The organism is Prevotella sp. AM42-24, assembly GCF_003461825.1.
Lineage (GTDB): Bacteria > Bacteroidota > Bacteroidia > Bacteroidales > Bacteroidaceae > Prevotella > Prevotella hominis.
In genome coordinates this window covers 120,800-147,229 of sequence record NZ_QTXV01000004.1, presented here as the reverse complement: position 1 = coordinate 147,229, position 26,430 = coordinate 120,800, and the positions used below count along the sequence as shown (strand labels likewise).

The 26,430-nt window shown below is 46.4% G+C and carries 10 protein-coding genes; 9 read left to right on the top strand and 1 reads right to left on the bottom strand.

All coding sequences use genetic code 11. The annotated features are described in order from the left end of the window. Positions 1–67: 67 nt before the first annotated feature. Positions 68–943, bottom strand: coding sequence for an AraC family transcriptional regulator (locus DW917_RS02750; protein ID WP_118116252.1), 876 nt, complete (start codon positions 941–943; stop codon positions 68–70). A 531-nt stretch (positions 944–1,474) separates the two neighbouring features. Here DW917_RS02750 and DW917_RS02745 point away from each other — a divergent pair. The 9 genes from DW917_RS02745 to DW917_RS02705 all read left to right on the top strand — a co-directional run bounded on the left by DW917_RS02745 (position 1,475) and on the right by DW917_RS02705 (position 26,156). Continuing rightward, positions 1,475–4,789, top strand: a complete 3,315-nt coding sequence (locus tag DW917_RS02745; protein WP_118116250.1) for a TonB-dependent receptor — start codon at positions 1,475–1,477, stop codon at positions 4,787–4,789. A gap of 34 nt (positions 4,790–4,823) precedes the next feature. Beyond that, complete coding sequence (locus DW917_RS02740) at positions 4,824–7,118, top strand: RagB/SusD family nutrient uptake outer membrane protein (protein WP_158570059.1); 2,295 nt, start codon at positions 4,824–4,826, stop codon at positions 7,116–7,118. Between the two features lie 42 nt (positions 7,119–7,160). Next, a complete protein-coding gene (locus tag DW917_RS02735; RefSeq protein ID WP_118116274.1) occupies positions 7,161–10,031 on the top strand; it encodes a SusC/RagA family TonB-linked outer membrane protein in 2,871 nt (956 codons plus the stop codon). 18 nt (positions 10,032–10,049) lie between these two features. After that, a complete protein-coding gene (locus tag DW917_RS02730) occupies positions 10,050–11,876 on the top strand; it encodes a RagB/SusD family nutrient uptake outer membrane protein (RefSeq protein WP_118116246.1) in 1,827 nt (608 codons plus the stop codon). Positions 11,877–11,983: 107 nt separating this feature from the next. Further along, positions 11,984–14,101, top strand: coding sequence for a hypothetical protein (locus tag DW917_RS02725; RefSeq protein ID WP_118116244.1), 2,118 nt, complete (start codon positions 11,984–11,986; stop codon positions 14,099–14,101). A 422-nt stretch (positions 14,102–14,523) separates the two neighbouring features. Beyond that, positions 14,524–19,134, top strand: a complete 4,611-nt coding sequence (locus DW917_RS02720) for an autotransporter-associated beta strand repeat-containing protein (RefSeq protein ID WP_118116242.1) — start codon at positions 14,524–14,526, stop codon at positions 19,132–19,134. Between the two features lie 466 nt (positions 19,135–19,600). Continuing rightward, positions 19,601–21,661: a rhamnogalacturonan lyase gene (locus DW917_RS02715; RefSeq protein ID WP_147344103.1), complete on the top strand. Its 2,061-nt coding sequence runs from the start codon at positions 19,601–19,603 to the stop codon at positions 21,659–21,661. A gap of 361 nt (positions 21,662–22,022) precedes the next feature. Further along, positions 22,023–23,567 carry a rhamnogalacturonan acetylesterase gene (locus DW917_RS02710; protein WP_118116272.1) on the top strand — a complete coding sequence of 515 codons (1,545 nt, stop codon included), beginning with the start codon at positions 22,023–22,025 and terminating at the stop codon, positions 23,565–23,567. A gap of 18 nt (positions 23,568–23,585) precedes the next feature. Next, positions 23,586–26,156, top strand: a complete 2,571-nt coding sequence (locus DW917_RS02705) for a glycoside hydrolase family 2 TIM barrel-domain containing protein (protein WP_233524612.1) — start codon at positions 23,586–23,588, stop codon at positions 26,154–26,156. Positions 26,157–26,430 lie beyond the last annotated feature (274 nt).

Below are 26,430 nucleotides of genomic sequence, written 5' to 3'. Positions count from 1 at the left end.
AAGCTGCTTAGCCATTATCTCAAATTTTAACGAACTATTGTGATATAGTCTGTTCTGTTTTTCTGAATTATCTGTTCATGTTTCTGAAATCTGAAGGCTTCATGCCCGTCTGACTCTTGAATTTAGAAGAGAAGTAGTCTGGCGACTCGAAATTAAGGCGGTAGGCTATCTCCTTGATGCTATCATCGGTAGTGGAAAGCAGTTCCTTTGCCCTCTGCAGTTTCAGATTCTGCTGATAAAGGGCAGGTGCGAAACCGGTGTGCTCCTTGAAGAGTTTGCGGAAGGAAGAATAGCTGATGCCGAGTTCCTGCGCAATCTCCTGAATGGTAAGGTTGCCTTCCAATGATTCGCGGATGCGGAGACGGGCTTTATTGATGATATCTACATGCTTTGAATCTTTATTCAATTCGATATTACGCTCTAAGGAGTACATCAGTCCGATGAGATGGTTGGCGATACCTGCCAAGGTTTGCTGGGCGTATGCTGCTTCCTCCTGAGCAATGTATCGTGCTTCCTCATATAGATTGATGATTTCGTTGCTAAACCCCACGTGATAGATTGGCTTCTCTGGAGAGAGGAAATTATGCTTCACTCGGTCGTCAATGTTTCTTCCCTTGAATCCTATCCAATAACTTTTCCATCCTTTTCCTTGAGTAGGGTGGTAAGTATGCCATTCGCCAGGGAACAACAGGAAGATGTCGCCAGCTTTGATGACGGTCTCTGGGCAGTGGGCTGACTGGAAAACACCTTCGCCCTCTGTCAGATAGAGCAACTGAAATTCATCCAGCGTTCTGCCTTTGTTGATATCAAAATAGTAGCCGTCAGCATGTCCCTTGGTAGGGTAGCTGTCGTGTGGCTCTATCACCTCATATCCGATAGTGCTGATGGTGAGCCCCCATTGTGCATCCCGTTCTGAGGCGAGCAAATATTTACTTGTTTGCATAGATCTTTCGTTATAAATGGTAGTTGTAACTTGTTTCTTTTGCAAAGTTACTAAAAAAAAAGGAAATGCAGAATTTTTCTATGATTATCGTTTCTAATATACCTATTTATATATAATAATATAAGCAATTTTAAGAAATAGAATTCGATATTTTAGGTTTGTTATCAAAAAAATAGGGTTAATAATCAAAATTTAAGGTAGCAAAATAAATCGATTCTGTACTTTTGCAACCGAAATAATTCTAAAACAAGACTTAAACGAAGTTAGAAATAAACTAAATCAAGAGCTTATACGGATTAGCGATTAACTAAAACGAGATTAGTGATCGACTAAAACAGAAGCATTCTTAAATTAGCTTTGTACAAGATGAACCTATTGGTTGCCTAAAGGAAGATGAAACTTATATGCAATTTCAAAATCATTCTGCAATAGCATTTGAGGCTATCAGATGAATATTGTAGCTGTCATTAAGCAAATTGACTTTTTGGGGTATATAGGGGATTGGACAGAACATAAAACCTATTTAAAAATATGAGCAAACAAAACAAAATGATGAAAAAGTCTGTGTTGCCATTTGCATTGGTATGCTCAGCGCTGATGCTCAGCCCTTACGTGGGGGGGCAAGCTCATGCTGAGGTACAGAACGTGCAGCAGGCAAAGGCTGTCAAGGGTACGGTGGTCGATGAGACTGGCGAACCAGTGATTGGTGCGACCGTACTGGTTGTAGGCGGAAGTGCATCACAAGGTACTATTACCGATATGGATGGTAACTTCAGTATCAACGTCAAGCTTGGTCAGAAACTCAAGATTACTTATATTGGTTACGACGAAAGTATCGTGGCAGCCAAGGAAGGAATGAAAGTTCAGATGAAGACTTCTGGTGCTGTTTCTCTGAATACCGTTGAGGTTGTTGCCTATGGTGTACAGAAGAAGGTAACCATGACCGGTGCTATTTCCAGCGTAAAGAGCGAAGACTTGGTACGTACTTCAGTCGGTTCTGTCAACAATGTGCTGGGTGGTCAGCTTTCTGGTGTGACTACCGTTCAGTATTCCGGTGAGCCAGGTGATGATGCAGCAGAAATCTTCGTTCGCGGTAAGGCTACATGGGGAGACTCACAGCCTCTCATCCAGGTGGATGGTGTAGAGCGTACGATGGCAGATATCGACCCTAATGAAATCGAAAGTGTAACCGTATTGAAGGATGCCTCTGCAACAGCCGTATTCGGTGTGCGTGGTGCCAATGGTGTTGTCCTGATTACTACTAAGCGTGGTTCACAGGGTAAGGCCAAAATCAGCGTATCTACTTCTTGGACAGCACTTTCACCTACCAAGATGGTAGAGCAGGCTTCTTCTTTAGAGTATGCTAATTTCTATAATCAGATGTCAGAGAATGACTATTGGCAGACTGCAAATTTAGCGGTTGCCAATGGTAAATATGCGTCTTTGGAAGCCTATATGGCAGAGAAGCCATTCTCTAAGAGTTTCTCTGATGCCATCATTCAGAAGTTTGCTACAGGTTCTGATCCTATCCGTTTCCCTAATACGAGATGGGCAGACTATATCATGAAGGATGTGACGCTCCAGCAGCAGCACAACCTGAATATTTCGGGTGGTACAGACCGCGTGAAGTACTTCATCTCTACAGGTTATTATTCTCAGGATGGTCTCTTCAAGGAGTTTGGTGCTAACTATGACTTCGGTTATCAGTATCATCGCTTCAACTACCGTTCTAATCTCGACCTCAAGGCTACCAAGACTACAACATTGTCTTTCAATGTGGCTGGTAATGTGAGCAATGCCGACAAGCCATATACTGGTTCAGGTGCAGCAGGTCTGATCAAGCAGATTTATTATGCTACTCCTTTCTCAAGTCCTGGTATCATTGATAACAAGTTGGTTTATTGTACTACCGATTATACTGACGGATTGAAATTGCCATTTGTAGGAGGTGACGGTATGGGTTACTATGGTAAGGGTTTCATGCAGACCAATATCAACAAGATACAGATGGACCTCGTGCTCGACCAGAAGTTGGATTTTATCACTAAGGGTCTGAGTTTCAAGGCGAAGGGATCTTACAACTCTGCTTATACGATTAGCAAGCAGGGTAACTGTCAGGTGGCTACTTACAACCCACTCGTACAGTACGACGAGCAGGGCAATGTCATCTACAATGCCGATGGTACTCCTTATATTGTATATCGCCAGAACGGTAATGATACCGATCCTTCTTACTCAGCATCTCAGGGTAAGGCACGTGACTGGTACTTGGAGGGTAGCTTCAACTATTCACGTGTATTCGGCAAGCATACCGTGAATGCTCTGATGCTTTACAACCAGTCTAAGCAGTATTATTATTCTAATATTTCATATCCAGATGTGCCTCGTTCTTACGTAGGTCTTGTGGGTCGTGTAACTTACGACTATGCCAACAGATATATGGCAGAGTTCAACATAGGTTATAATGGTTCTGAGAACTTCGCGCCAGGTCGCCGTTTCGGTACCTTCCCAGCAGGTTCTATCGGTTGGATCATCAGTGAGGAGAAGTTCTGGAAGCCAATTTCCAAGATTGCTTCTTTCTTCAAACTCCGTGCCTCTTGGGGTCTTGTCGGTAATGATAAGACTTTGGACAAAATCCGATTTATGTATCTTGCTGACCCATATATCACCGGTTCTTATGGTTTGGTCAATAATATGAGCAACTGGGCGGATACATACGGTTATCTCTTCGGTAATGCCCAGTCTGGTACTGTACAGGGAACCTCTTCCATAGCAGGTGCTTACGAGTCTATCAAGAACAATCCTGATATCGGTTGGGAGAAGGCATTCAAGCAGGACTATGGTTTCGACCTGTATTTCTTTGGCGACCGCTTTAAGACAACCTTCGATTACTATCGTGAGCATCGTACTGATATCCTTGTACGCGATGCAACCGTACCATCTTCTATCGGTTTCACCATGCCATATACCAATGCAGGTGAGACCAAGGCATGGGGTTGGGAACTGTCTCTCGGCTACAATGACAAGATCGGTAAGAATTTCCGTTTCTGGGGTAAGTTGAATCTCTCTTACAACCAGAATGAGATCATCGAGATGAAGGAAGAGCCTCAGAAGAACGACTATATGTTGGCAAAGGGTCATCGTATCGGTGCCCGCTCAATGTATAAGTTCTGGAAGTACTATGAGGGAGAGCAGACCAAGGCTGAGTATGAACAGACTTTTGGAACCCCATTCCCTCAGCAGCGCATAACCAACTTGCAGCCAGGTGACTGTGTGTATGTGGATCTCGACGGAGATGGTAAGATTGATCCTAACGATATGACTCGCGACAATGGTTATACCGATGATCCTGAGTACATGGCAGGTCTCACTCTCGGTTTCAACTACAAGCGTCTCACCTTCAATATGCAGCTCACAGGTGCATGGAATGTAAGCCGTTACATTACTGATGTGTTCCGTCAGCCATTCTACTGTTCATCCAATACAACCCAGGGTGGACTTCTCTCATATCATGTGAACAATACATGGACACCTGGAGTCTATGAGAGTCAGGATGCACTCTATCCACGAGCAACCTGGGCGAATGCCGAGCAGAACTATGAAAATTCAGATCTTTGGGAGAAAGATGCGAAGTATCTCCGTCTGAAGACCGTATCTCTGTCTTACGATTTCATCAATCCTACTTTCAAGAAGATAGGTATGAACAAGTGCGAGGTAACCCTTTCGGGATACAACCTCCTTACCTTTACTCCTTACAAGTGGGGTGACCCTGAGACAAGAGCATCCAATGCTCCTTCTTACCCATTGCAGCGTACCTACACCATCAGCTTGAATGTAGGCTTCTAATCAAAGGTAATGTAACATAATGAACAAAGAAACAATGAAACATAATATATTATTTCGTAGTGCAGTAGCCATGTTGGTAGCAGGTGCAGCTTTCACAGCTTGTACCGATACCATCGCTGTGGGAGATGCTTCTCTCGACAAGGCAACCAGTTCTACTGCTACTATAGACTCTGTATTCCAGAATGCAGAATATACACGCCAGTTTCTTGTAGGTATCTACTCTAAGCAGTATTATGGCTTGCCATATTATAATGGTGGTACCAACATGCCTCATGCTGGTAACCCATATACAGGTAAGTTTGACGCCTTGACCGACTGCTGGCATGACTTCTGGAATGGAGCTGCTGTCTATTCAAAGTATTACACAGGTTCTCTGACTGCCAATATTGGTCGTTCAGATGGATTGGACGGTCCGCTTTATTCATACGACAAGGAGTTCCAGTGGAAGACCATCCGTTCTGGTTTGATTTTCTTAGCGAATGTTGACCGTGCTCCTGAAAAGGATATGGATGCATCCGAGAAGAATCGTCTGAAGGCTGAGGCTCGCTGCCTCATGGTTGATGCCTTCTTCAATACTTTCCAGCACTTCGGTGGTATTCCTATCATGGATCACGTTCTGGAGACAGGCGAGGTGAATGGCGAGTTCAAGCGCAATACCGTAGAGGAGTGTGTGAACTGGATGGTAGAGCAGCTCGATTTGGCTATCCAGGAAAATGAATTTCCTTGGAGCGTAAATTCAACGATGACCGGTCGTTGGACCAAGGCTGGTGCGATGGCTTTGAAGTGTAAGATTCTTCAGTTTGCTGCTTCTCCATTGCTCAATCCAAAGGACGGTAAGCCATATTACGATGGTGCTTCTGACGAGGTAAAGCCATATATCATGTACACCGACAATTCTAAATATCAGGAGCGTTGGGATGCTTTTGCTAAGGCTTGCGACGATTTCGCTGATAAGTTGGAGAAGGAAGGCGTATATGAGTTGGAGCAGGCTAAGGTTCCAGCCAGTGCCAACAATGCTGACAAGAAGGTGCCATACTATCGTCTGGCATACCGCAAGGGTTATTACCTCAATGCTTCTAAGGAGATTTTACACTCTGTACGTGTGCAGGGTAATGATAATTCCCAAGCAGGACGTTATTGCTGGCACTATTGGTATTCAAAGTCAATACCACGTAATGCCTATAGTCCTACACAGGAATATGTTGAGAAATTCTCATGGAGCGATGGTGAACCTTTCGACTGGGATAAAGCTGCCACGAAAACTTACAAGCAGGTGAGTGGCAAGGTGGTTACAGAACCGGATTCAACCATGGTATATAAGAAGGATGGTTCGTTTACAATCTATGTAACCAACTTCGTAACCAATAAATTCACAGGTGCGATTTCGCGTAACAAGAAATCATTGCATACGATGTTTGTAGATGGTACGGTGCCTTCTGGTGCCCGTCAGATTACAACAGTTCTTACACGCGACCCACGTTTGTATGAGGAGTGTATTGTGAACGGACAGAATACAAACCTTGATTGGACAACCGCTTCTATGACAGGTTATCCTTGGGAACTCTGGTATAGTGGTAATGATGGTGGTACAGGTGTCCTGACCCAGCAGAATACTATGTTCGGTTCTGGTTATGGATTCAACAAATATTACTTGGGCGCAGGTGGTTATCCTGATGAATCTGCTGATTCTTACCGCTTCCCAACCCAGTGGGTTTCTCTGTCACTCTCAGAGTTCTATTTGCAGTATGCAGAGGCACTCGTGATGCGTACTGACAAGGATGTAGAAAAAGCTGTAAATATGGTGGATATGGTTCGCTCCCGTGTAGGTCTTCCTACCATGGAGAGAATGTGGACCAATTCTACTTACCGCAAGGCAAAGGGTTATACAGCAACTACCGCAGAGGCTGCCCTGAATACAACTGTAACTCTGGACAATGGTGCAACTTCTAATGAGTTTATGGAAGAACTTCTCGATGAGCGAGTAAGAGAGTTGGGACTTACCAATGCCCGCTGGTTTGATATGGTTCGCCTGAAGCGTACCGACTGGATGACCAAGCAACTGCACGGCTTGATGCAGTATCGTCTGATCCAGACCAGCGATGGTTTCCAGAGCCGTAATGCTGCGTGGGTAGGAGGTGACCGTGATAATGATCCGTCATCTACACAGCCTCTGTTCTTCCTGAGTTGCATCAAGACGATTACAGCCAATAGCCGTTATCTCTGGACGCAGGATCCTAAGAGCAACGAAGTGAAGAAGTGGTTGTTCGATCCACTTCCACAGGCAGAAATCAATAAGAATTATGGTCTTGTACAAAACCCAGGTTGGTAAGAAGAACCTCAGGGAACTAACTAAGTTAAAATGAATTTGTATATGAAAACAAAGAATATATATATGTTGTCATTGCTTGCAGGCATAAGCCTGCCAGCAATGGCGCAGCAGGACATCATGGACTCTGTGGCATATAAGGACCAGACCGTAGATATAGGCGCCAACCGCACCTTTACCCGCGAGCAGTCCACTTCTGCCGTCAGTGTCATCACCAACAAGGATGTCAACAAGCGTGGCGCACGCAACATCGGTAACAATATCCTGGGTCAGGGCAATGGTCTCGTCAGTCTCGACGGTTCCGGTCTTTTCCATGCCCAGAATCCAGCTTTCTATATCCGTGGCATCCAGTCATCCAGCGGCAGCACTCCGCTCTTCATCGTGGATGGAGTAGAGCGTGCCATCGAAAATGTGGTAGCTGAGGATGTGGAGAGTGTATCTATCCTGAAGGATGCTGCGGCTACGGCTCTCTATGGTTGCAAGGGTGCCAACGGCGTGGTTCTGATTACTACCAAGCATGGTAAGTACAATACTAAGTCGATTACTGCATCTTATGATCACGTGTTCTCTTTCCTGACCAACAAGCCTAAGATGGTAGATGCAGCTACATACGCATCAGCAGTCAACGAGGCTTATCATAACCAGAATGGTGGCGATATCTATAGTTCAGAGGTCATCAATGCCTATAGAGATGGTTCCAATCCGCTCTATTATCCAAATGTAAACTGGGCTGACGAAACCTTCCGCAATGTTTCCAACAACGATCGCTTCAATGTTGAGTTCAAGGGAGGTACCAGCAACTTCCGTTATTATACCAACGTGCAGTTGCTGACCAACAAGGGATTCATCAAGAACTTCCAGAACGACGGATATTCTACACAGAATAAATATACGCGCGGAACACTGCGTTCCAATATGGATATTGACCTGGGCCTCAAAACAAAGTTGCATACCCACTTGTATGGCTTGCTGACAGAACAGTCGCAGCCAGGTGCGCAGGCCGACCTCTGGTCTATGATCTATAAGGTGCCAGCCAATGCATTCCCAGTGAAGGCTTCAGATACCGTATGGGGTGGTAATACAGTATATACTACTTCCAATCCAGTGGCTCAGAGCCAGGGCGCAGCTTACTATAAGAACCATCAGCGTGCGCTCTATGCCGACTTGGTGTTGGAGCAGGATCTCTCATCCATCACCGAGGGTTTGAGTGCTCAGGCTCAGTTGGGTTATGATACCTGGTCTAATGTCTATGAAGACCATTCCAAGACCTATCGCTATGCCTACTACGAGGTGCCAACCAATGGTTCGGTCGTTGCTGATGGCGAAGGAATACTCTCTGCCGTACAGGGTACAGATTCCAACATGGGTACAGGTTCCAACAATAACTCATGGATTCGCCGTTGCGTATGGAATGCAGCACTCAACTATGACAGGAACTTCTCTGAGAAGCATCACGTATATGGCCAGTTGAAGTACGATTACGAGTACAACGACAAGACCGGTACCAATACCACCGTATATCGCCACAATATCTCTTTGTTCGGTCATTATGGTTATGACAACAGACTTCTCTTCGATGTAGCCCTGGTAGAGAGCGGTTCCAGCCGTATGGCTCCTGGCGACAAGTGGGCGATGTCTCCAAACGTTTCTTTCGCCTGGAATATCTCCAATGAGAAGTTTATGAAGAATGTGAAGTGGCTCGACTTCCTGAAGTTGCGTGCTTCCTGGGGCAACCAGGTACTGGATGTGCTTCCTGGTGGAGACGTATGGACCTATTACGACCAGTTCTATCAGATGAACGGCGTAAGCTATCCATTCGATGCTACCTATACAGGTACACAGTGGGGTAATACCTATCTCGGCACAGCCAAGACCCAGCATATCGATCATGAGAATGCAAGCAAGGTTAATGTCGGTTTCGATGCCACACTCTTTGGCGGTCTGAATATCTCTGCAGATTATTACTACCAGCACCGCTATGATATCTGGTATTCTACAGCAGGCAGCTATTCCAGCGTATTCGGTATGACAGCTCCTTATGAGCCAGTAGGAGTCATCAATTCCCATGGCTTCGATGTATCGGCAGACTACAGCAAGAAGTTGAACAAGGATCTCACCATCAGTCTTGGTGGTTCCCTCACACTCAACAAGACCATCGTGAAGAATCAGGCAGAGGCTCCACAGCTCTATGCCAATACCTCTTCTACAGGCAAGCGATACGGCCAGGCATTCGGTTATATCGCAGATGGCTTCTTCCAGAAGAGTGACGACCTGAATGGCGATGGCATTATTTCAGCTTCAGAGATGAAGGAATTGGACTACCCAATCCACAATTTCACAACCATTCATCCGGGAGATGTAAAGTACGTGGATCTGACTGGTGACGAGACGATAGACAACAACGACCGCAAGGCGATAGGTTACAGCACTACTGCGCCAGACCTCTACTACAACTTCCATCTCGGTGCAGAGTACAAGGGATGGGGTATCGATGCCATGTTCCAGGGCGTAGGCAAGTGGACCGGTTTCAAGACCACCAATGGCTTGTACCGTTCAGCCGTAGCTAATAACACGCTGTCTCAGTATCTTTACGAGAACTCCTGGTCTGCAGAGCGTGGCAATACCGAGAATCCAAAGTTCCCACGTCTCTCAGCAACCAGCAATGCCAACAACAATTTGAACAGCACGCTCAACATGTTTGACCGCAGTTATCTCAAGCTCCGCTATGTGGAGATGTATTATTATCTGCCATCAGCATGGTTGAACAAGATAGGTTTCATCAACAAAGTGAAGTTGTATGCTCGCGGAACAGACCTCTTCACGCTTGATCATCTCGACGAGGCTGATGCCGCTTCATACGGTACAACCCAGCCTCTTACCAGAAGCCTTCAGGTAGGTGCTGCAGTAACATTCTAAAATTAAGGAATTACGATTATGAAAGTAAATAAAAAACTATTTTGCTTTGTGTTGGCTGCCATGACGTTGTCTTCTTGTAATATGGACTACAATGAATATACAGCCTACGACAAGGAATACATCCAGCGCTCGTTCAAATACGTAGGTGGATTGATGACCACGATATACACAGATATCGATACCGACTGGGGTAACCTTTCGGGAGCCATGCTTTCCTCTGCAACTGATGAGTCTGAATATAGCCACGATGGCAATGTGGTAGAGGACTTCTTCAATGGCAACTGGAGTTCTGTCAATGCTCACCAGACCATTTGGAGTTCTGCTTATGAGGGCATTACTTACTGCAATGAGGTGATAGACAACTGGTCTAATCTTGAATTCGACCAGTTCAAGCTCAATCTCGATTATGAGAAGCAGATGTATCTCTACAACAATTATCAGTATGAGGCTCGCTGGGCACGTGCTTACTTCTATTATACTTTGGTTCGCCAGTACGGCGGTGTGCCTTTCAAGGTTCACAATACCACAGGTACCGAGGAGACAGCACTTCCACGAACCAGTGCCGACGAAATCTTCAACTTCATCATCAGCGAGTGCGATGATATCAAGGACAAGATTATCGAAGACTACGCAGGCAAGTCGGATATGATTCTCTCCAAGGCAGAGACCGCCCGCGCCAACAAGTATGCCGTTCTGGCATTGAAGGCTCAGGCAGCTCTCTATCATGCCTCTCCACTCTTCACACAGGGCAAGACCTCAGAGGAGAAGAAGAATCTCTGGGCCATCGCCGTGGCTGCCAATAAGGAACTTATCGATGCTGCAGAGGCTAAGGGTTATGGGTTAGCAACCAACTTAGAGGACCTTTGGGGCAAGGAGTATTATTCAGATGCTTCCAGTACCAAGGAGATACTCTTTGCACGCCGCACCGCTTCTTCCAGTTCTTTCGAGGGCTACAACTTCCCAGTAGGTTATTCTTCAGGTCAGGGCGGCAACTGTCCTACACAGGATCTGGTAGATGCTTTTGAATGTACCGATGGCAAGAGCATTGCGGAAAGTAACCTGTATGATGCAACAAAGCCATACGACAACCGTGACCCACGTCTGAAGAAAACCGTAGTGCTTAATGGCGAGGCATGGCCTAACGATCTGGCTGATTACAACAGTGAGCATCCTACCATTGAGACCTATGCTGGTGGTTATCACTCCCGTACAGGTAATGCAGCAGGAAAGTCATACGCTACTACTACCGGTTACTATCTGAAGAAATTCTGTAATGCAGATCAGGTTCTTCGTGGCCGTTCCGGTAAAGCAGCTACCACATCCCCTCACGGTTGGCTCACCTTCCGTATGGGCGGTATGTATCTGAACTATGCAGAGGCTCTCTTCCAGTATTTCAAGGCCTGCGGCAATGCCAATGCAGCCGATGCGAGTGGTGCAGTAGTGATTACCGATGAAGAAGGCAACCAGACTACTGTGAATGTACCGGCTACCCAGACAGCAGCCAAGATGGCGAGCAAGACCCGCCTGCGTTCCGGTATGCCAGCTATCGCAACGGGTATGAGCAACGAGGCTTTCTGGGAGAAGTACAAGAATGAGCGTCGCGTAGAACTCGCTTTCGAGGGACACCGATTCTATGACGTGCGTCGCTGGATGGAGGATGGCGATAAGTTCATGAATATCCACCGCATGGAAATCACCAAGAACGAGGATGGCTCCTATATATATAATAAGGTGTCTGTGACTCGAGGTGATGGACAGTGGGAGAGCAAGTGGAATCTGTTCCCATTCTCTCAGACCGAGATCTTGAAATCCAATCATGCTATCCAGCAGAACCCTGGTTGGTAATAGTAGGTTTCAACACATATTTACACCTGATGCAGTGAAACGCTGCATCAGGTAGAAAACGAAAATAAATATAGATAAATATATTATTAACTAAAACATTTTTTGAAATGAAAAAGTTTACTTTTATTGCATTGCTTATGTTCATCGTATGTGCGATGGCAAAAGCCGACGACAAGTACTTCTTCAAGGTGCCAACAGACAAGATGGCTGAAAGCTGGATTATCCAGGATGCAGGTAACTTCGCAGCAACACCCGGTAAGGAATATCTTGAGGTACAGAACAAGAAGAATGGTGGTCGTATGCTCAACTACTTCTGGAACGAGGATGCGTGGGCGAAGACCGATGTAGCATCTCTTCCTAACAGTACTTACAAGTTCACGATGGACTTGAATATGTCTAACATGGCAGCCCGTGCAGACATGGAGTTTGTGCTCCTTCCTATTAATATGTGTACAGCTAAAGACAGCCGTGTAAGTACTCACAACTATCACTGGTACAAGGCTAACGAAGGTGATGACTATTTCTTCCGTTGGAGAGTAGGCGAGAAGCCTGCTGCTGCTAATGGTGACTTCACTATTTGGATTAACGAGGAGCCAACAGCAAAGAACGACTGGAGCCAGACTACAGAGGAGACTCTTACCCTCTCAAGCCAGACTACTTATAAGTTTGCTGTCGTTATCAATACTGAAGCTAATACAGCTACCTATACCATTTCTGATGCAGAAGGAAATCTTTTGAAGACAGGTGTTCATAACTATACATGTACAGAGGATCGTGCCGGTATCTTCGTATTCGGTATGAACGGTACTTCTTTACACCAGCTCTCTAACATCGGTCTTTCTTACGAGGCAGAGGGTCCATTCGCTCAGGAGCCTTCTGTAGATTTGCTTGCAGCTATTGGTCAGCAGCGTGCTTATTACGTAACATTCCCAGAGGGCCATACCCTGCATTGGACCCAGCTCGGTGATGCTGAGGGCATTGATGGTACAGCTTATGCTGATGGCGAGGAGTGCTCTGTAGCTTATGGTGATGCTATTGATACCCGCGAGATGGAGACCAGCGGTGAAGGTGGTTCTAAAATTATCTTCTGCAACAAGTCTGGTCAGTTGAATGTTTGGACAACTCTTGAGGATGACGAGACCAACAAGTCTAACGAGGTTGTCAACGATGTAGTTTGTGAGCAGATTACCATGCCTACTCCATCTGCTTCAATTGTAAACGTAGAAGAGGGCTACAAGAAGGTTTATCAGATTGTGGCTGATAACTCTGAGACTTTGATGAAGCCTACAGTTACTATCCACTATAAGAAGACTGTTGGTGGTGTGACAACTGAGGGTAATGTGTTGACAGGTGAGACTATTGCATTGGATGGTCAGGGTTCATTGGAACTTTATTCATACGACGGTACCCACCCTGTAGAGATGCCTTGGTACGCTCCATCAGAGAAGGTAACTGTAGAAAACAACGTTGAGTACGTAGTAGCTGATAAGAAGGACTACGCTTGGACTAAGGAGGAGTGCGATGCAGCAAAGACAGGCTTCACTGTAACTGAGATTGTTGATAATGCCAACAAGTCACACTGGGACCGCGCTTATTCAACCCAGATGTATGGTTATGATGCAAATGGTAATGCTACTGCATGCACAGAGGCAGATGCAGCTAACTATGTATCTACCAAGTCTGGCTTTGGTTTCTATGATATGGCAAGTATTGGTACCGACAATGCCAAGTGGAATGTTCAGGTTCCTGAGGATGCAACAACAGCATTTGCTCCATTGGCTCCAACTGCAGACTTCATTGCCAACTCTAAGTATGAAGCTTCTGCATGGAGCATCTTCCCACTCGAGGGTATCGTTTACTACAACACAGCTATAACCAATGCTGTTTTAACTCTTGACGCTAAATATACATCTGATGATACAGAAAAGCCAAACTTCTACATCGTTCACACCCGTAATGGTTACGACCGTCCAGACAAGGGTGATTGCAACAAGACAACTGTTTGTGTAGCAGGTGAGAATTTCAACCTCTTCCGTTACGACACAGCTCTCTGCGACGTAAAGGTAATGACTTACAAGGGCTTTGAGCCAGGCGTTTCTGGTATCAAGAATGTAAATACAGCAGAGACCTCAGCTTCAGCAGTGAAGAAGGTAGTAACCAAGAATGGTGTTGTTATCGTCAAGGATGGCAAGACATTCTCTGTAGCAGGTGCTCAGCTTAAGTAATTTGTTTCATAGATAGAGCATTGGCAATTATGGTTTCTATAATTTGCCGAGATTGAATCAATCATTTTTGTGTAAAGGGATGCAGTGATGCATCCCTTTCTCTGTCTTCTTCTTCTCTTTTCTTGTCCTCTTTCCTTTTCTTGTCCTCTTCTCTTTCTTGTCTTCTTTCCTTTCTCTGTCTTTCTTCCTTTCTCTGTCTTCTTCTCTTTTTTTGTCTTTTTTTTTACCTTTTTACTTTTTTACCTTTAAAAATCCTTTTTTATTCCCCTTTCTCAAAATAATAAGGTTAAATATCATATTTTAAAGATGCTTTCTCAAATATTATGTGTACTTTTGCCAGCAAATCAGTTAAACCTGAATAAACAACAATAATCGATATGAATCGACAATAAACAAGAATAAAAACAATAAAACCTACAATAATGAATAAAAAACTACTCGCAACATCTGCTTTAGCATTATTGGTTAGTATGGGAGCAAATGCCCAGCGCTTTACCGATAAGTTGGATCGTGGACTCATTGCAGTGCAAACCACAAATGGTGTGTACTGCTCTTGGCGTATCCAGGCCGATGAATACTATGATGTAAAGTACAATCTTTACAGAAATGGTATGAAAGTAAACTCAGAACCCCTCGATGTTTCCAACTTTACAGACAAGTCTGGTTCATCAAGTAGCACTTATACCGTAAAGGCGGTTGTGAATGGGGTAGAGCAGGCTGCTTCCAAGGAAGCTACAGTTTTCAACACTAATTACAAGGAAGTAAAAATCCAGTATCCTGCTGCCCTGAAGTCAACTTATATCCCTAACGATGCCTGCTGTGCCGATGTGGATGGCGATGGCGAGTTGGAGATTCTGATGAAGTTCACCAACCAGCAGGAAGGTGAACAGCTTTATCCTAAGAATGGACCTACCATCGATGGCGTTGAGACCAAGGAATATTCTATGCTGGCCTGTCTGAAGCAGGATGGTAAGATTCTCTGGTGGGTGAACTGTGGTCCTAACATGGGCGACTTCCAGAACAATGAGCAGAATATCGTAGGTTACGACTGGGATATGGACGGCAAGGCTGAAGTCGTAATGCGACTTGAAGAAGGCTCTACTGTCCACATGGCTGATGGTACTACCTATACCATTGGTGCTGACGGCAAGAATGGCACTTCCTGGACTAACTATCGCCAGCCAAAGGCAGAAGGAAGCGTAGAATGGTTTACCCATTATGGCAAGGAGTTCCTCTGGTATTGCGAGGGTGCTACGGGTAAGCCATACCAGTGCATAGATTATCCTCTGAAGCGTCTGGAAGCAGGTGAGACTGATCTGAAGGCTGCTTGGGGTGATGGCTACGGCCACCGTTCTAACAAATTCTTCTTCGGTGCTCCTTATCTCGATGGCAAGCATCCAAGTATCTTCCTGGCGCGTGGTATCTATACCCGTCATAAGTTTATAGCATACGATGTAGATCCTAAGACTCATGCCCTGAAAGTTCGCTGGCAGTGGACCAATAACCAGCCGGGGTCTCCTTGGTATGGTCAGGGTTATCACAACTATATCGTAGCCGATGTGGATTGGGACGGACGTGATGAAATTGTATTCGGTTCTATGGTTATCGACGATAATGGCAAGGGACTTTCCACTACAGGTCTCGGTCATGGCGATGCCCAGCATGTAAGTGATTTTAATCCTTATATCCATGGTCAGGAGATGTTTGCCTGCAATGAGGATGCTCCTTCCAACAACTATCGTGATGCAACAACCAGCAAGATATATTATCGCAAGACAGATACCAATGATGATGGTCGCTGTCTGGCTGGTAATTTCTATAATGACATTCCGGGTGCCGTAGGTCACAGTGCGCATGATACGCCGATATCTACCATTACCAATGATCATGTAACAAGAAATACGAATGGTCTGAGCATGAACTTCCGTATCTACTGGGATGGAGATTTGCAGGAGGAGTGCTTCAATAATACAGAGATAACCAAGCCTGGAAAGGGTACTTTGGAAACTCTTATGGGTGCCTTTTCCAACAACGGAACCAAGGCTACTCCTTGTTTTCAGGGCGATGTGTTCGGCGACTGGCGTGAGGAAGTGATAGAGCGCACGGGTAGTAACAACATCCGCATCTATACCACGACCACTCCAACTCCTTGGCGCAACTACTCTCTGTGGTACGATCATCAGTACCGCAATGCGATGGTATGGCAGCCATGCGGCTACAACCAGCCTCCTCATGCTTCTTACTTCCTCGGTGAACTGGAAGGCATCACGATAGCTCCTCCACCACTCACCACCACTGGTCGTGAAGAGGTCGGTTCCTCTATCTCCAAGACATTGGACGGCAAGCATGCTCTTCTCGCTACTACTGGCGATGCCACTGTAAGCGTGGCAGAAGGTGCTTCTCCTGCTGTCTTTACCGACAATGCTCCTTCATGGGTGCAGGGTACGGCTCCGAGCGAGTGCAGAACCAAGGATACTGAAATCAAATATACTTACTATACTCATACCCTCACTGGCGGTGCCTTCTCTGGCAACATGCGCTTAGTGAAGCAGGGAGACGGTACACTCGTTCTTCCTAACGTAACCCAGACCTACACCGGAAAGACCGATGTATGGGCAGGTACACTGCAGTTTGACGGAACGATGGAGAAGAGTCCGGTATGGCTGAACCGCTTTGCTGAATTGAATTCCAACGGCGGTAACTTCAAGGGCGGTATCAAGGTTGACTATGGTTCTGTCATCCGTCCTGGCGGAAAGGACCAGATAGGTACGCTGACTACTTCCGATCTCCAGCTCGGTTTCGGTGCCCGCGTCGTCTTCGATGTGAACGGCGAGAATGTAGATAAGCTGGTTGCTGCCAAGATGAGTATCGAGAAGAAGAACTGGGAGAACGGTCCTCAGTATTCTGCTCCTGTATTCGAGTTTACATCGGCTCCTCAGCCTGGTACCTATACACTGGCAGAGGTGAGCGAACTGGCCGGCAACTTGGCTGATGTCACAGTTGAAGGCCTCTCGGGAAAGAAATACAGTTTAGCTTATGCTGATGGCAAGTTGACTATTACGGTGAGCGATTCACGCGACAGCGAGTCTGTAGTCTGGACTGGTGCCAACGGTTCTATATGGGATCTGATGGAGTCTGAAAACTTCAATTCTTCCGATAAGAAATTCGTTTCGGGTGACAACGTAACCTTCGATGATACTGCCGTTAAGTCTGATGTAAAGATCAATGAGGATCTCGCTCCTGGCAACATTGTCTTCGACAATAACAGTAAGGTATATACCTTGTCTGGTAATGGTGCTGTCGAGGGTACAGGTTCTGTTACTTTGAAGGGTAAGAGCGCAGTCAATATCAAGAATACCAACCGATATACGGGCGGTACCTATATTGATGGCGGTTATCTTCGTCCAGCAACGCTTGCCAATAAGGATGGTCTCGAATATGGTTCGTTAGGTGCAGCTGACAATACCATTACCATGTCCAACCAAGGTAAGTTGTGGGTAAATGCTTCCATGACTTCTTCTCATCCTATTGTATTGGGCGAGAATGGCGGTCAGATAGAGACTTATACAGGTACAAACCTGATTGTGAATGGCGGTATCAGCAAGATGAATAAGGGAACCAACCGCGATCTCTACAAGTTGGGTAGTGGTACACTGCAGCTCAACTGTGCAGCCGATTTCGACAAGCTCTATATCAATGCCGGAACTATCTATGACTTCCAGGATGCCCATTTCAATGGCAAGACGATTGTGCTGAATGGCAGCAAGGTGGTTTTGCAGGCTTCCAACAGTATCTATAGCAGCAACTCAGATAATGTGAATATCGAGGTGCCTAAGGGTAAGTCGGGTATCTGGTATCCTGATGGCCGATGTGACTATACCGGTAAGCTGACCGGTGAGGGAACCATTGATATCTACGGCACCTGGATCCGCTGTCCTTTCAAGGGCGACTGGAGTAAGTTTGCCGGAACCATCAATGCAAAGCGTGGAAGCAAGAATGCTTACGAGCCTGTATTCGATTTCTACAATAGTTATGGTATTCCTTTGGCAACGCTCAACGTTGATTCACGTTTCACCAAGGACCATGCGTTCTGCACAAATGGCAAGAGCTTTGCCATTGGTGCTCTGACGGGTAATGGATATATCAGTAATGGTGGAAACTTCGGTTCAGGAACCAATACTTTGACCATTGGTGGCAAGGACACGAACTTTGAGTTCAAGGGTTCTATCAATGGTAGCAATGTGGTGAAGAATGGTACGGGTATCTGGACCATCTCTACTGAGAATGTACTTGCCAATGCCAAGTCGCTGAAGATTCTGGATGGAGCCGTGAAACTGAACAAGGCAGCTGCAACTGCATCCATGACTGCTCCAACAATCCTCTATGTACAGGGCAGTGGTGAACTTCGCGGAGTAGGTTGCTCTTTGGGTATTAATCTCCAGAAAGGCGGTATCTTGCGTCCTGGAAGCAATTTGCCTACATCTCAGACCAGCAATACGGGCATTATCAATATCCAGAAGAACCTGGTAGCCTACGATGGTTCCAGCATTTATGTGAACAAGGCAAAGGCAGATTCTCTCGTTGTCAATGCATATACAGGAAGCAAGAGTCTCGGCTGGGCATATCTGAAGGTAGGTGGCAATGCAACTCTGAATGGTACCATCTATGTCACATACAATGCGAATAGTTGGACTCCAGCTGAGGGTGACTATGTGCGTGTTGTTGACTGTGCAGGCACGATCAGCGGTACTCCTAAATTTGACTTGCAGGCGCTCCCTGTTGGTTTGGGTTGGGATACAAGCAAGTTCCTTACAGAGGGAGTTGTCTATGTAGCCAATGCTACCGGTATCCGTGAGATCGGTTTCGACGCTGGTTCATTCCAGGCAGATGTCTATACGCTCAACGGCTTCCGCATGACAAGTTTGCAGACTTCTATGGCTACCTTGCAGAGCGACTTGAAGAGTCGTGGCTTGGCTCCTGGCTTGTACATTGTCCGTACTGCTAAGGGAACTATCAAGGTTACCTTGAAGTAATCTAAGAAATATTTTCAGTAAAGACTTTAGTTTGCTGGTTATAATATAGTTAATGAAATCTAAACGAGGGTGTGTCATAAGTCTATGGCACGCCCTCTTATTTTTCTTCATGTTTTTTGCATTGGAGGCATTCTTGCTACGTCGATTACTCACGGATTTACGCGGAGGCGACCTGTTCGGTCGTTACAGATACCCCCTGAGAGTGGAATATGTCCCACAGATTTCACAGATTTGCACAGATTTTTCCTGCTTCAATTTCCTTCCCTTCCATCTCTTTCCTCCATTTCTCACTTCTCATTTCTCACTTCTCACTTCATTATCCCTTTTTACTTTTTTACCTTTAAAAAAGCCGCTGCCAAAAAATAGAGAAAAATAAGCAAAATATAAAGCGAAAATTGCATTATTTTTTTTACTTTTGCAGAGAAGTTCTAAATTTATAATAAATGTCTGAAAAGACAATCTACTGATGAGAAAAAGACAATTATATATTCTTTCGCTTCTTACTGTCTTTTGCGCTTTTGGAAATGATTGCGCTTATGGACAGAACAGTAATGCATTTGAGCAGAAATCTTCACAATTCCCGATGGAACGCCTTGACCGTGGACTGGTGGCTTTGCCGGCTGTCGGAAAGGGAATCTATCTCAGTTGGCGACTCCTCGGTACAGACAGCAAGAATGTCTGTTTTGATATAGAACGGGATGGGAAAGTGATTGCTCATCATATCCGGGCAACCAACTTTACTGACGTAAAAGGTTCTCCTGCACATTCTTATCGCATCATCACTTATCAGGATGAACCGAAGATGGATGCCCCGATGCAACGGGAGGTTTCTAAACCCGTGAAGCCTTGGACGGATCTGTATAAGTCGCTGCCCATCAACCGTCCTGAGGGTGGCACAGCTCCAGATGGCAGGGTCTATACCTACACTCCGAACGACTGTAGCGTGGGCGACGTGGATGGTGACGGTGAGTATGAATTGATAGTGAAATGGGACCCTTCCAACTCTCACGACAATTCCCACGATGGCTATACAGGCGATGTGATTCTTGATTGTTATAAATTCGACGGAACACAGCTCTGGCGCATCAATCTGGGCAAGAATATCCGTGCCGGTGCTCACTATACCCAGTTCTTGGTTTTCGACTTTGATGGCGATGGAAAGTCTGAAATGATTTGCAAGACTTCGGCTGGAAGTATCGATGGACAGGGCAGGTTTGTTAGCGAATCGGCTACTGATACAGAGATTCTTTCGCTCGATAATGCGGCTGATTACCGTAACCGTAGGGGGCGCATCAAGAATGGTCCGGAACTGCTCACTGTCTTCAATGGCGAAACGGGAAAGGCGATGCATACCATCTGGTATAATCCTAACAGAGCTTTCGGTGTGGGCAGGCAAGTGGCTGAAGGAGAACGGCTTGAGGCTGACGGGTTCCCTGCTTATTCGTCTGTTTGGGGCGATAAGGACAACTATGGCAACCGTGGCGAAAGATACCTCGCTGGCGTGGCTTATCTTGATGGGGCTGCCCATCGGCCGAGTGCTGTGATGTGCCGAGGATACTACACCCGTTCTTATCTCTGGGCAGTGGATTTCGATGGTAAACAACTGACGACGAAGTGGTTGCACGCTTCTCTCACTCCTCACGACTGGGTGGTGATGGATGGCGAAGGCAAGGTAATCAAGGAGGCGCATGGGCTCTCTGCGACGGCCTTTGCACAGGGCGCCCACAGCCTGGCAGTAGGAGATGTGGATGGTGATGGATGCGACGAGATTACTTATGGTTCGGCTGCCATCAATCACGATGGAAGTTTGTTGTACTCTACGGGGCTCGGTCATGGTGATGCGCTCCATCTCGCAGATCTCGACCCGGACAGACCTGGTTTGGAAGTCTTTATGGTACACGAAGAGAAGCCTTATGGTTCTGATTTCAGGGATGCCCGTACAGGCGAGATTCTCTACCGCACGCTGGATAGAGATGATACCGGAAGGGGTGTGGCTGCGGATATTGACGGGCGGCATCGGGGCTTTGAAATGTGGAGCCTGGACAGAAAGGAAGTAAGGGATTGTCATGGAAAAGTGATTGCTGACAATCCTTCACAAATGCCGGCGATGAACTTCAGAATCTATTGGGATGGCGACCTGCAGGACGAACTGCTTGCCAATGGCCGCAGACCGCATTTTGCTCCGTACCTACAGAAATGGAACGGAAAGAAGGCCGTACCGCTGCCTTTGAGCAACGGAAAACACCTCTGCGATATGGGACATTCTGTGAGCAACAACTGGACGAAGGCAACTCCTAATCTGCAGGCTGATATCCTCGGCGACTGGCGTGAGGAGGTGATCTACTGGGATGGGAGCGATGCCGCTCACCTGAATATTTTCACTACGAATATCCCGACGGAATACCGCATTCCTACGCTCATGCACGAACACATCTATCGCCTGAGTGTGGTTTGGCAAAATGTGGGTTACAACCAGCCGCCACATCTCGGTTTTTATTTAGAGGAGAAAGATTGGAAAATCAAATAAAGTCTTTAAAGGGAACTAAAGTGAAAAGTAGGTGAACTCGAAAGGAAGCCTAAGTGAAAAGTAGGTGAACTCTGAGGAAGCTAAAGTGAAAAAGTGGTGAACTTGAAAGGCTTTAAAAGAGTGTTCAAGTGAAAAGGTGGTGACTTAAAGGCTCTAAAAGTGAGTCCAAGTGAAAAAGCGGTGAAATGAAAATTAAAAATATAAATAAATAATGAAAAGAATATTGTTTGCAATGTCGCTGATGGCGGCAACAGTTGCAGCTTTCGCCCAAACTCCTCAGAAGGAGGTGAAGGGCAAGAAAGTTGTGAAGAACGAGACGAGTGTGAAGGATGAGAAGGCAAAGACCAAAGTAGCCGGTCCGATGGAAGATGTAAACCATGTGATTGACAATACAGTGGACAGTCTCAACAAGGCGATGACCGCCCGCATTGTTCCTGGAACCAGCAGAAAGGGCAACAATCCTGTACTCTTCCTGATAGGCAACTCTACCATGCGCAATGGCACCCTGGGCAATGGAAATAACGGCCAGTGGGGCTGGGGCTATTACGAACACGAGTTCTTTGACGAGAATAAGATTACGGTTGAGAATCAGGCGCTCGGAGGCATGAGCAGCCGTACTTTCTACAACCGTCTCTGGCCAGATGTGCGCAAGGGTATCAAGGCTGGCGACTGGGTGATCATCTCTATCGGTCATAACGATAACGGTCCTTACGATAGCGGTCGTGCGCGTGCCAGCATTCCTGGCATCGGCAAGGATTCGCTCAATGTCACCATCAAGGAGACGGGCGTGAAGGAGACCGTCTATACCTACGGCGAGTATATGCGCAAGTATATCAACGACTGCAAGGCGCTCGGTGCTCATCCTATCCTGATGTCGCTTACTCCTCGTGATGCCTATGATGAGAATGATAAGATTGTGCGCGTGAATAAGACTTTCGGTCTCTGGGCGAAGCAGGTGGCAGAGCAGGAGGGCGTTCCTTTTGTGGATTTGAATGAGATTTCGGCAGCAAAACTCGACAGTTACGGTCATTGGAAGGAAAAGTATCACTTCTTCAAGGACCATATCCACACCTCCCGTTTCGGAGCGATGATGAATGCCCGTTCGGCTGCAGAGGGATTGGCAGAGAGTAAGGACCCGAGTCTGGCTCCGTTGCAGGCGATGATGATCAATGTGGCTCTGCCGGTGGAGAATTTTCAGCGAGAGAAGGGCAAGCCGGTGGTTTTCTTTACTGGCGACAGTACCGTAAAGAATGCTGACAAGGAAGAGGATGGTATGTGGGGCTGGGGCTCTCAGGCTTATACCATTTTCAATCCTAAGAAGATTACCTGTGTGAATGCTGCCAAGGCGGGTCGCAGCAGCCGTTCCTACCTCAATGAGGGCAGATGGGAGAAGGTATATAACAGTCTGCAGCCGGGCGACTACGTGCTCATTGAGTTCGGTCATAACGACATCTGTTCCTTGACCGATAAGAAGATGCGCGGTTCCATTCCTTGTGCCAAGGATACTTGCAATGTCTATCAGATGCAGGAGAGCAAGCAGTTTGAGGTAGTTTATTCTTTCGGCTGGTATCTGAAGAAGTTCATTCAGGACGTTTACGAGAAGGGTGCTCATCCTATTTTGGTTTCCCTGACTCCTCGCAATGAGTGGCCACACGGCAAGATGGAGCGCCGCAACGATACCTATGGTAAGTGGTACAGAGAGGTGGTGGCAGAGACCGATGTTCCTTTCCTCGACCTTCACAATATTGCTGCCGATTCTTATGATAAGATAGGTAAGGAGAAAGTGAAAGAATATTACAAGAAGGATCATACGCACACCTCTCTCAAGGGTGCTCGTCATAACGCAAAGTGTGTGGCGAAAGGATTGAAGAAAATGAAGAGCCCATTGGCTAAATATTTGAAATAATAATTTTGAATGAAATATATGACAGCAAAATATTTTTTCTATTCTGGCCTGTTGATGTTGCTTTCTGCATCTGCTGGCACTGCTTCTGCATCTGCTGGTAATACTTCTGTATTTTCTGGCAATGCTTCTGCATCAGTCCGAGATACGATTTCTCTCGACAGAGGTTGGCAGTTCCATCGTGGGGATGTTTCCGACGTGAATATGCTGAAGAACTTGCAGGCTAATGATGAGGTAGTCAACCTGCCTCACGATTTCCTGATCGGACAGGACTGGGTGGCTCCTGATGCCAGCGAACGTCCTGATAATAGTGATGCGGGTAGTAACGTTCGCAGCCGTTTGGGTCCACGTGGCTTCAAGGAAATGGGTATCGGCTGGTATCGCTATGAACTGACTCCGAAGGCCGAGTGGAAAGGCAAGCGCATTCTCCTCGATTTTCAGGGCATCATGCTCGTGGGCGATGTTTACCTCAATGGTAAGCGAATAGGTGGTACTGACTATGGTTACCTCGGCTTTGATGTAGATGTGAGCAAGTTGCTCAAGTTTGGCGAAGTCAATGAGATTGCAGTGAAGGCAGATACCCGCAATCCGAACAACTCCCGCTGGTTTACCGGTGCTGGTCTTTATCGGGATGTCAACCTTATCGTCACCGACAAGGATTTATTTTTCCCTCGCCATCCGCTCTTTATCCGTACCGTCAACAATCAGGAAGTGAAGATTCGTGCTAACATCTTCAACCAGCAGAAAAAGGCAAAGACTCCTGGAACTTTCATTCCTGTAGAAGTCAGAATCTTGGATGCTGACGGCCATGTGGTAGCGCAGCAGAAAACGGATGTGGATTTCAATGCCAAGTGGCGCGACAGAGAGTATGAACTGCCAGCTATCAAGATAGAGAATGCCAAACTCTGGTCGTGCGATACACCTTATCTATATACTGCCGAGGTTACGCTTTACGATAACAAGGGAAAGGTGGCTGACCAGATACGAGAATCCTTTGGTGTGAGAACCATCGAGATGAATCCGCAGCATGGTTTGCTCGTTAATGGCAAGAAGGTGCTCCTGCAGGGTTTTGCCAATCATCATACTCTCGGTGCGTTAGGTGCAGCAGCCTATCCACGTGCCATTGAGAAGCGACTCAAGATGATGAAAGAGTTCGGATTCAATCATGTGAGAACTTCCCATAATCCCTATAGCGAAGACTTCCTTAGACTTTGCGATAGATTGGGCATTCTCGTAGTGGATGAACTCTACGATAAGTGGTTGGCGCAGTATGCCGGTGGCAGAGTAGATTGGGGGAGTCTCTGGCAGAAGGATATTCCGGAATGGGTGAAGAGAGACAGAAATCATCCGTCTGTGGTGCTCTGGAGTTTGGGTAATGAACTGCAGCAGTATTCCAATCTGCCTTTCAACGACTGGGGTGTGACGGCTTATGAACTGCAGAAGCAACTGCTCCATCGCTACGACGACACCCGTCTCACTACCGTGGCCATGCATCCGCGCTATCGCAATCTGGATACCGATTCTATTCCAGCTGATCTGGCTGTGGCAACCGAGGTGAATTCCTATAATTATAGGTATATGTACTTCCCTGGCGACATGAAGCGCTATCCAGAAAAGACTTTCTATCAGAGTGAGGCGAGCACGGCTGCGATGGGTCCTAACTTCTATGAGATGGATCGTGACAAGGTGCTCGGGTTAGCTTACTGGGGCGCCATCGACTATCTGGGCGAGAGTATGGGATGGCCTGTTAAGGGCTGGAATCAGGGTGTTTTCGACCTGTCTCTGCAACCGAAACCGGATGCTTATTTTGTGAAAAGTATGTTCTCTGACGAACCTACTGTGCATATCGGCATCATCGAGAAGGCTGGTGGCAATGTGCAGTGGAATGGCATCAATGTTTCGGCTGGCAAGCTTTCTGAGAACTGGAACCGGGAGGCAGGCGAGAAGGTTTCGCTCTATACCTATACCAATGGTGACGAGGTGGAGCTATTCCTGAACGGCAAGAGTTTGGGTGTGAAGAAGAATAGTGACGACCCTAAGTTGCGTGCCCGCATCAAGTGGGATGGCATCGCTTATGCGCCTGGCACTCTGCTGGCTGTGGCCCGGAAGAATGGCAAGGTTGTGGCTCGCCATCAGATAGAGACTACGGGCGAGGCAGTGGCGCTTAAGATGGTGCCTGATGCTGAAACCTGGCATGCTGACGGACAGGATCTGATGCACGTGAGAGTGTATGCTGTAGATAAGAAAGGCAGGAGAGTGATGAATCTGAAGGATAAGAACACCTTCTGCAAGTTGACTTTCACGGTGAAGGGCGATGCGGATATCGTGGCGGTGGATAACGGAAATATTAATTCGGATGAGTTGCATGTAGGCAAGAAGCAGTTGAACAAGACTGCCGAGCGTGCGCTCTATCAGGGTTCTGCGCTTGTGATCTTAAGAGCAGGAACTCAGCCGTCTAAGGTTGAATTGACAGTTGCTTGCGAGAATGCGGTGTCTGGTCAAAAGTCTGCTGCATCGGGTCATCAGTCTGCTGCATCGGGCGTTCAGAAAGGTAATCTGAAAACAAAGAGAATCGTATTAGTTACAAAATAGTGTCTTGATAAAAAGTTCCTTGAAATCTTTTATTAAAAGGTTTTGGGGAATTTTTTTTAAAAGGGTTCTTGATTTTCTTTAAATGGTTCTTGTTTTTTTAAGGGGTCTTGGATAGTTTCTTGAACCTTTCTTTCTTTGTTTATGCAAAAAAACTGAAATTACTGATATTGATATCGCTGAGAGTGGTAAAAAACTGTTTTTTGTATATCTATTTTCATCCCGATAGGGTATAAAACAAGCTTAAAAATCATAGACTACTCCCGATAGGGTATAA

What these genes read in the sequence shown, in the direction of transcription:
- DW917_RS02750 (WP_118116252.1), bottom strand. Translation starts at nt 943, where the DNA reads ATGCAAACAAGTAAATATTTGCTCGCCTCAGAACGGGATGCACAATGG.
- DW917_RS02745 (WP_118116250.1), top strand. Translation starts at nt 1,475, where the DNA reads ATGAGCAAACAAAACAAAATGATGAAAAAGTCTGTGTTGCCATTTGCA.
- DW917_RS02740 (WP_158570059.1), top strand. Translation starts at nt 4,824, where the DNA reads ATGAAACATAATATATTATTTCGTAGTGCAGTAGCCATGTTGGTAGCA.
- DW917_RS02735 (WP_118116274.1), top strand. Translation starts at nt 7,161, where the DNA reads ATGAAAACAAAGAATATATATATGTTGTCATTGCTTGCAGGCATAAGC.
- DW917_RS02730 (WP_118116246.1), top strand. Translation starts at nt 10,050, where the DNA reads ATGAAAGTAAATAAAAAACTATTTTGCTTTGTGTTGGCTGCCATGACG.
- DW917_RS02725 (WP_118116244.1), top strand. Translation starts at nt 11,984, where the DNA reads ATGAAAAAGTTTACTTTTATTGCATTGCTTATGTTCATCGTATGTGCG.
- DW917_RS02720 (WP_118116242.1), top strand. Translation starts at nt 14,524, where the DNA reads ATGAATAAAAAACTACTCGCAACATCTGCTTTAGCATTATTGGTTAGT.
- DW917_RS02715 (WP_147344103.1), top strand. Translation starts at nt 19,601, where the DNA reads ATGAGAAAAAGACAATTATATATTCTTTCGCTTCTTACTGTCTTTTGC.
- DW917_RS02710 (WP_118116272.1), top strand. Translation starts at nt 22,023, where the DNA reads ATGGAAGATGTAAACCATGTGATTGACAATACAGTGGACAGTCTCAAC.
- DW917_RS02705 (WP_233524612.1), top strand. Translation starts at nt 23,586, where the DNA reads ATGACAGCAAAATATTTTTTCTATTCTGGCCTGTTGATGTTGCTTTCT.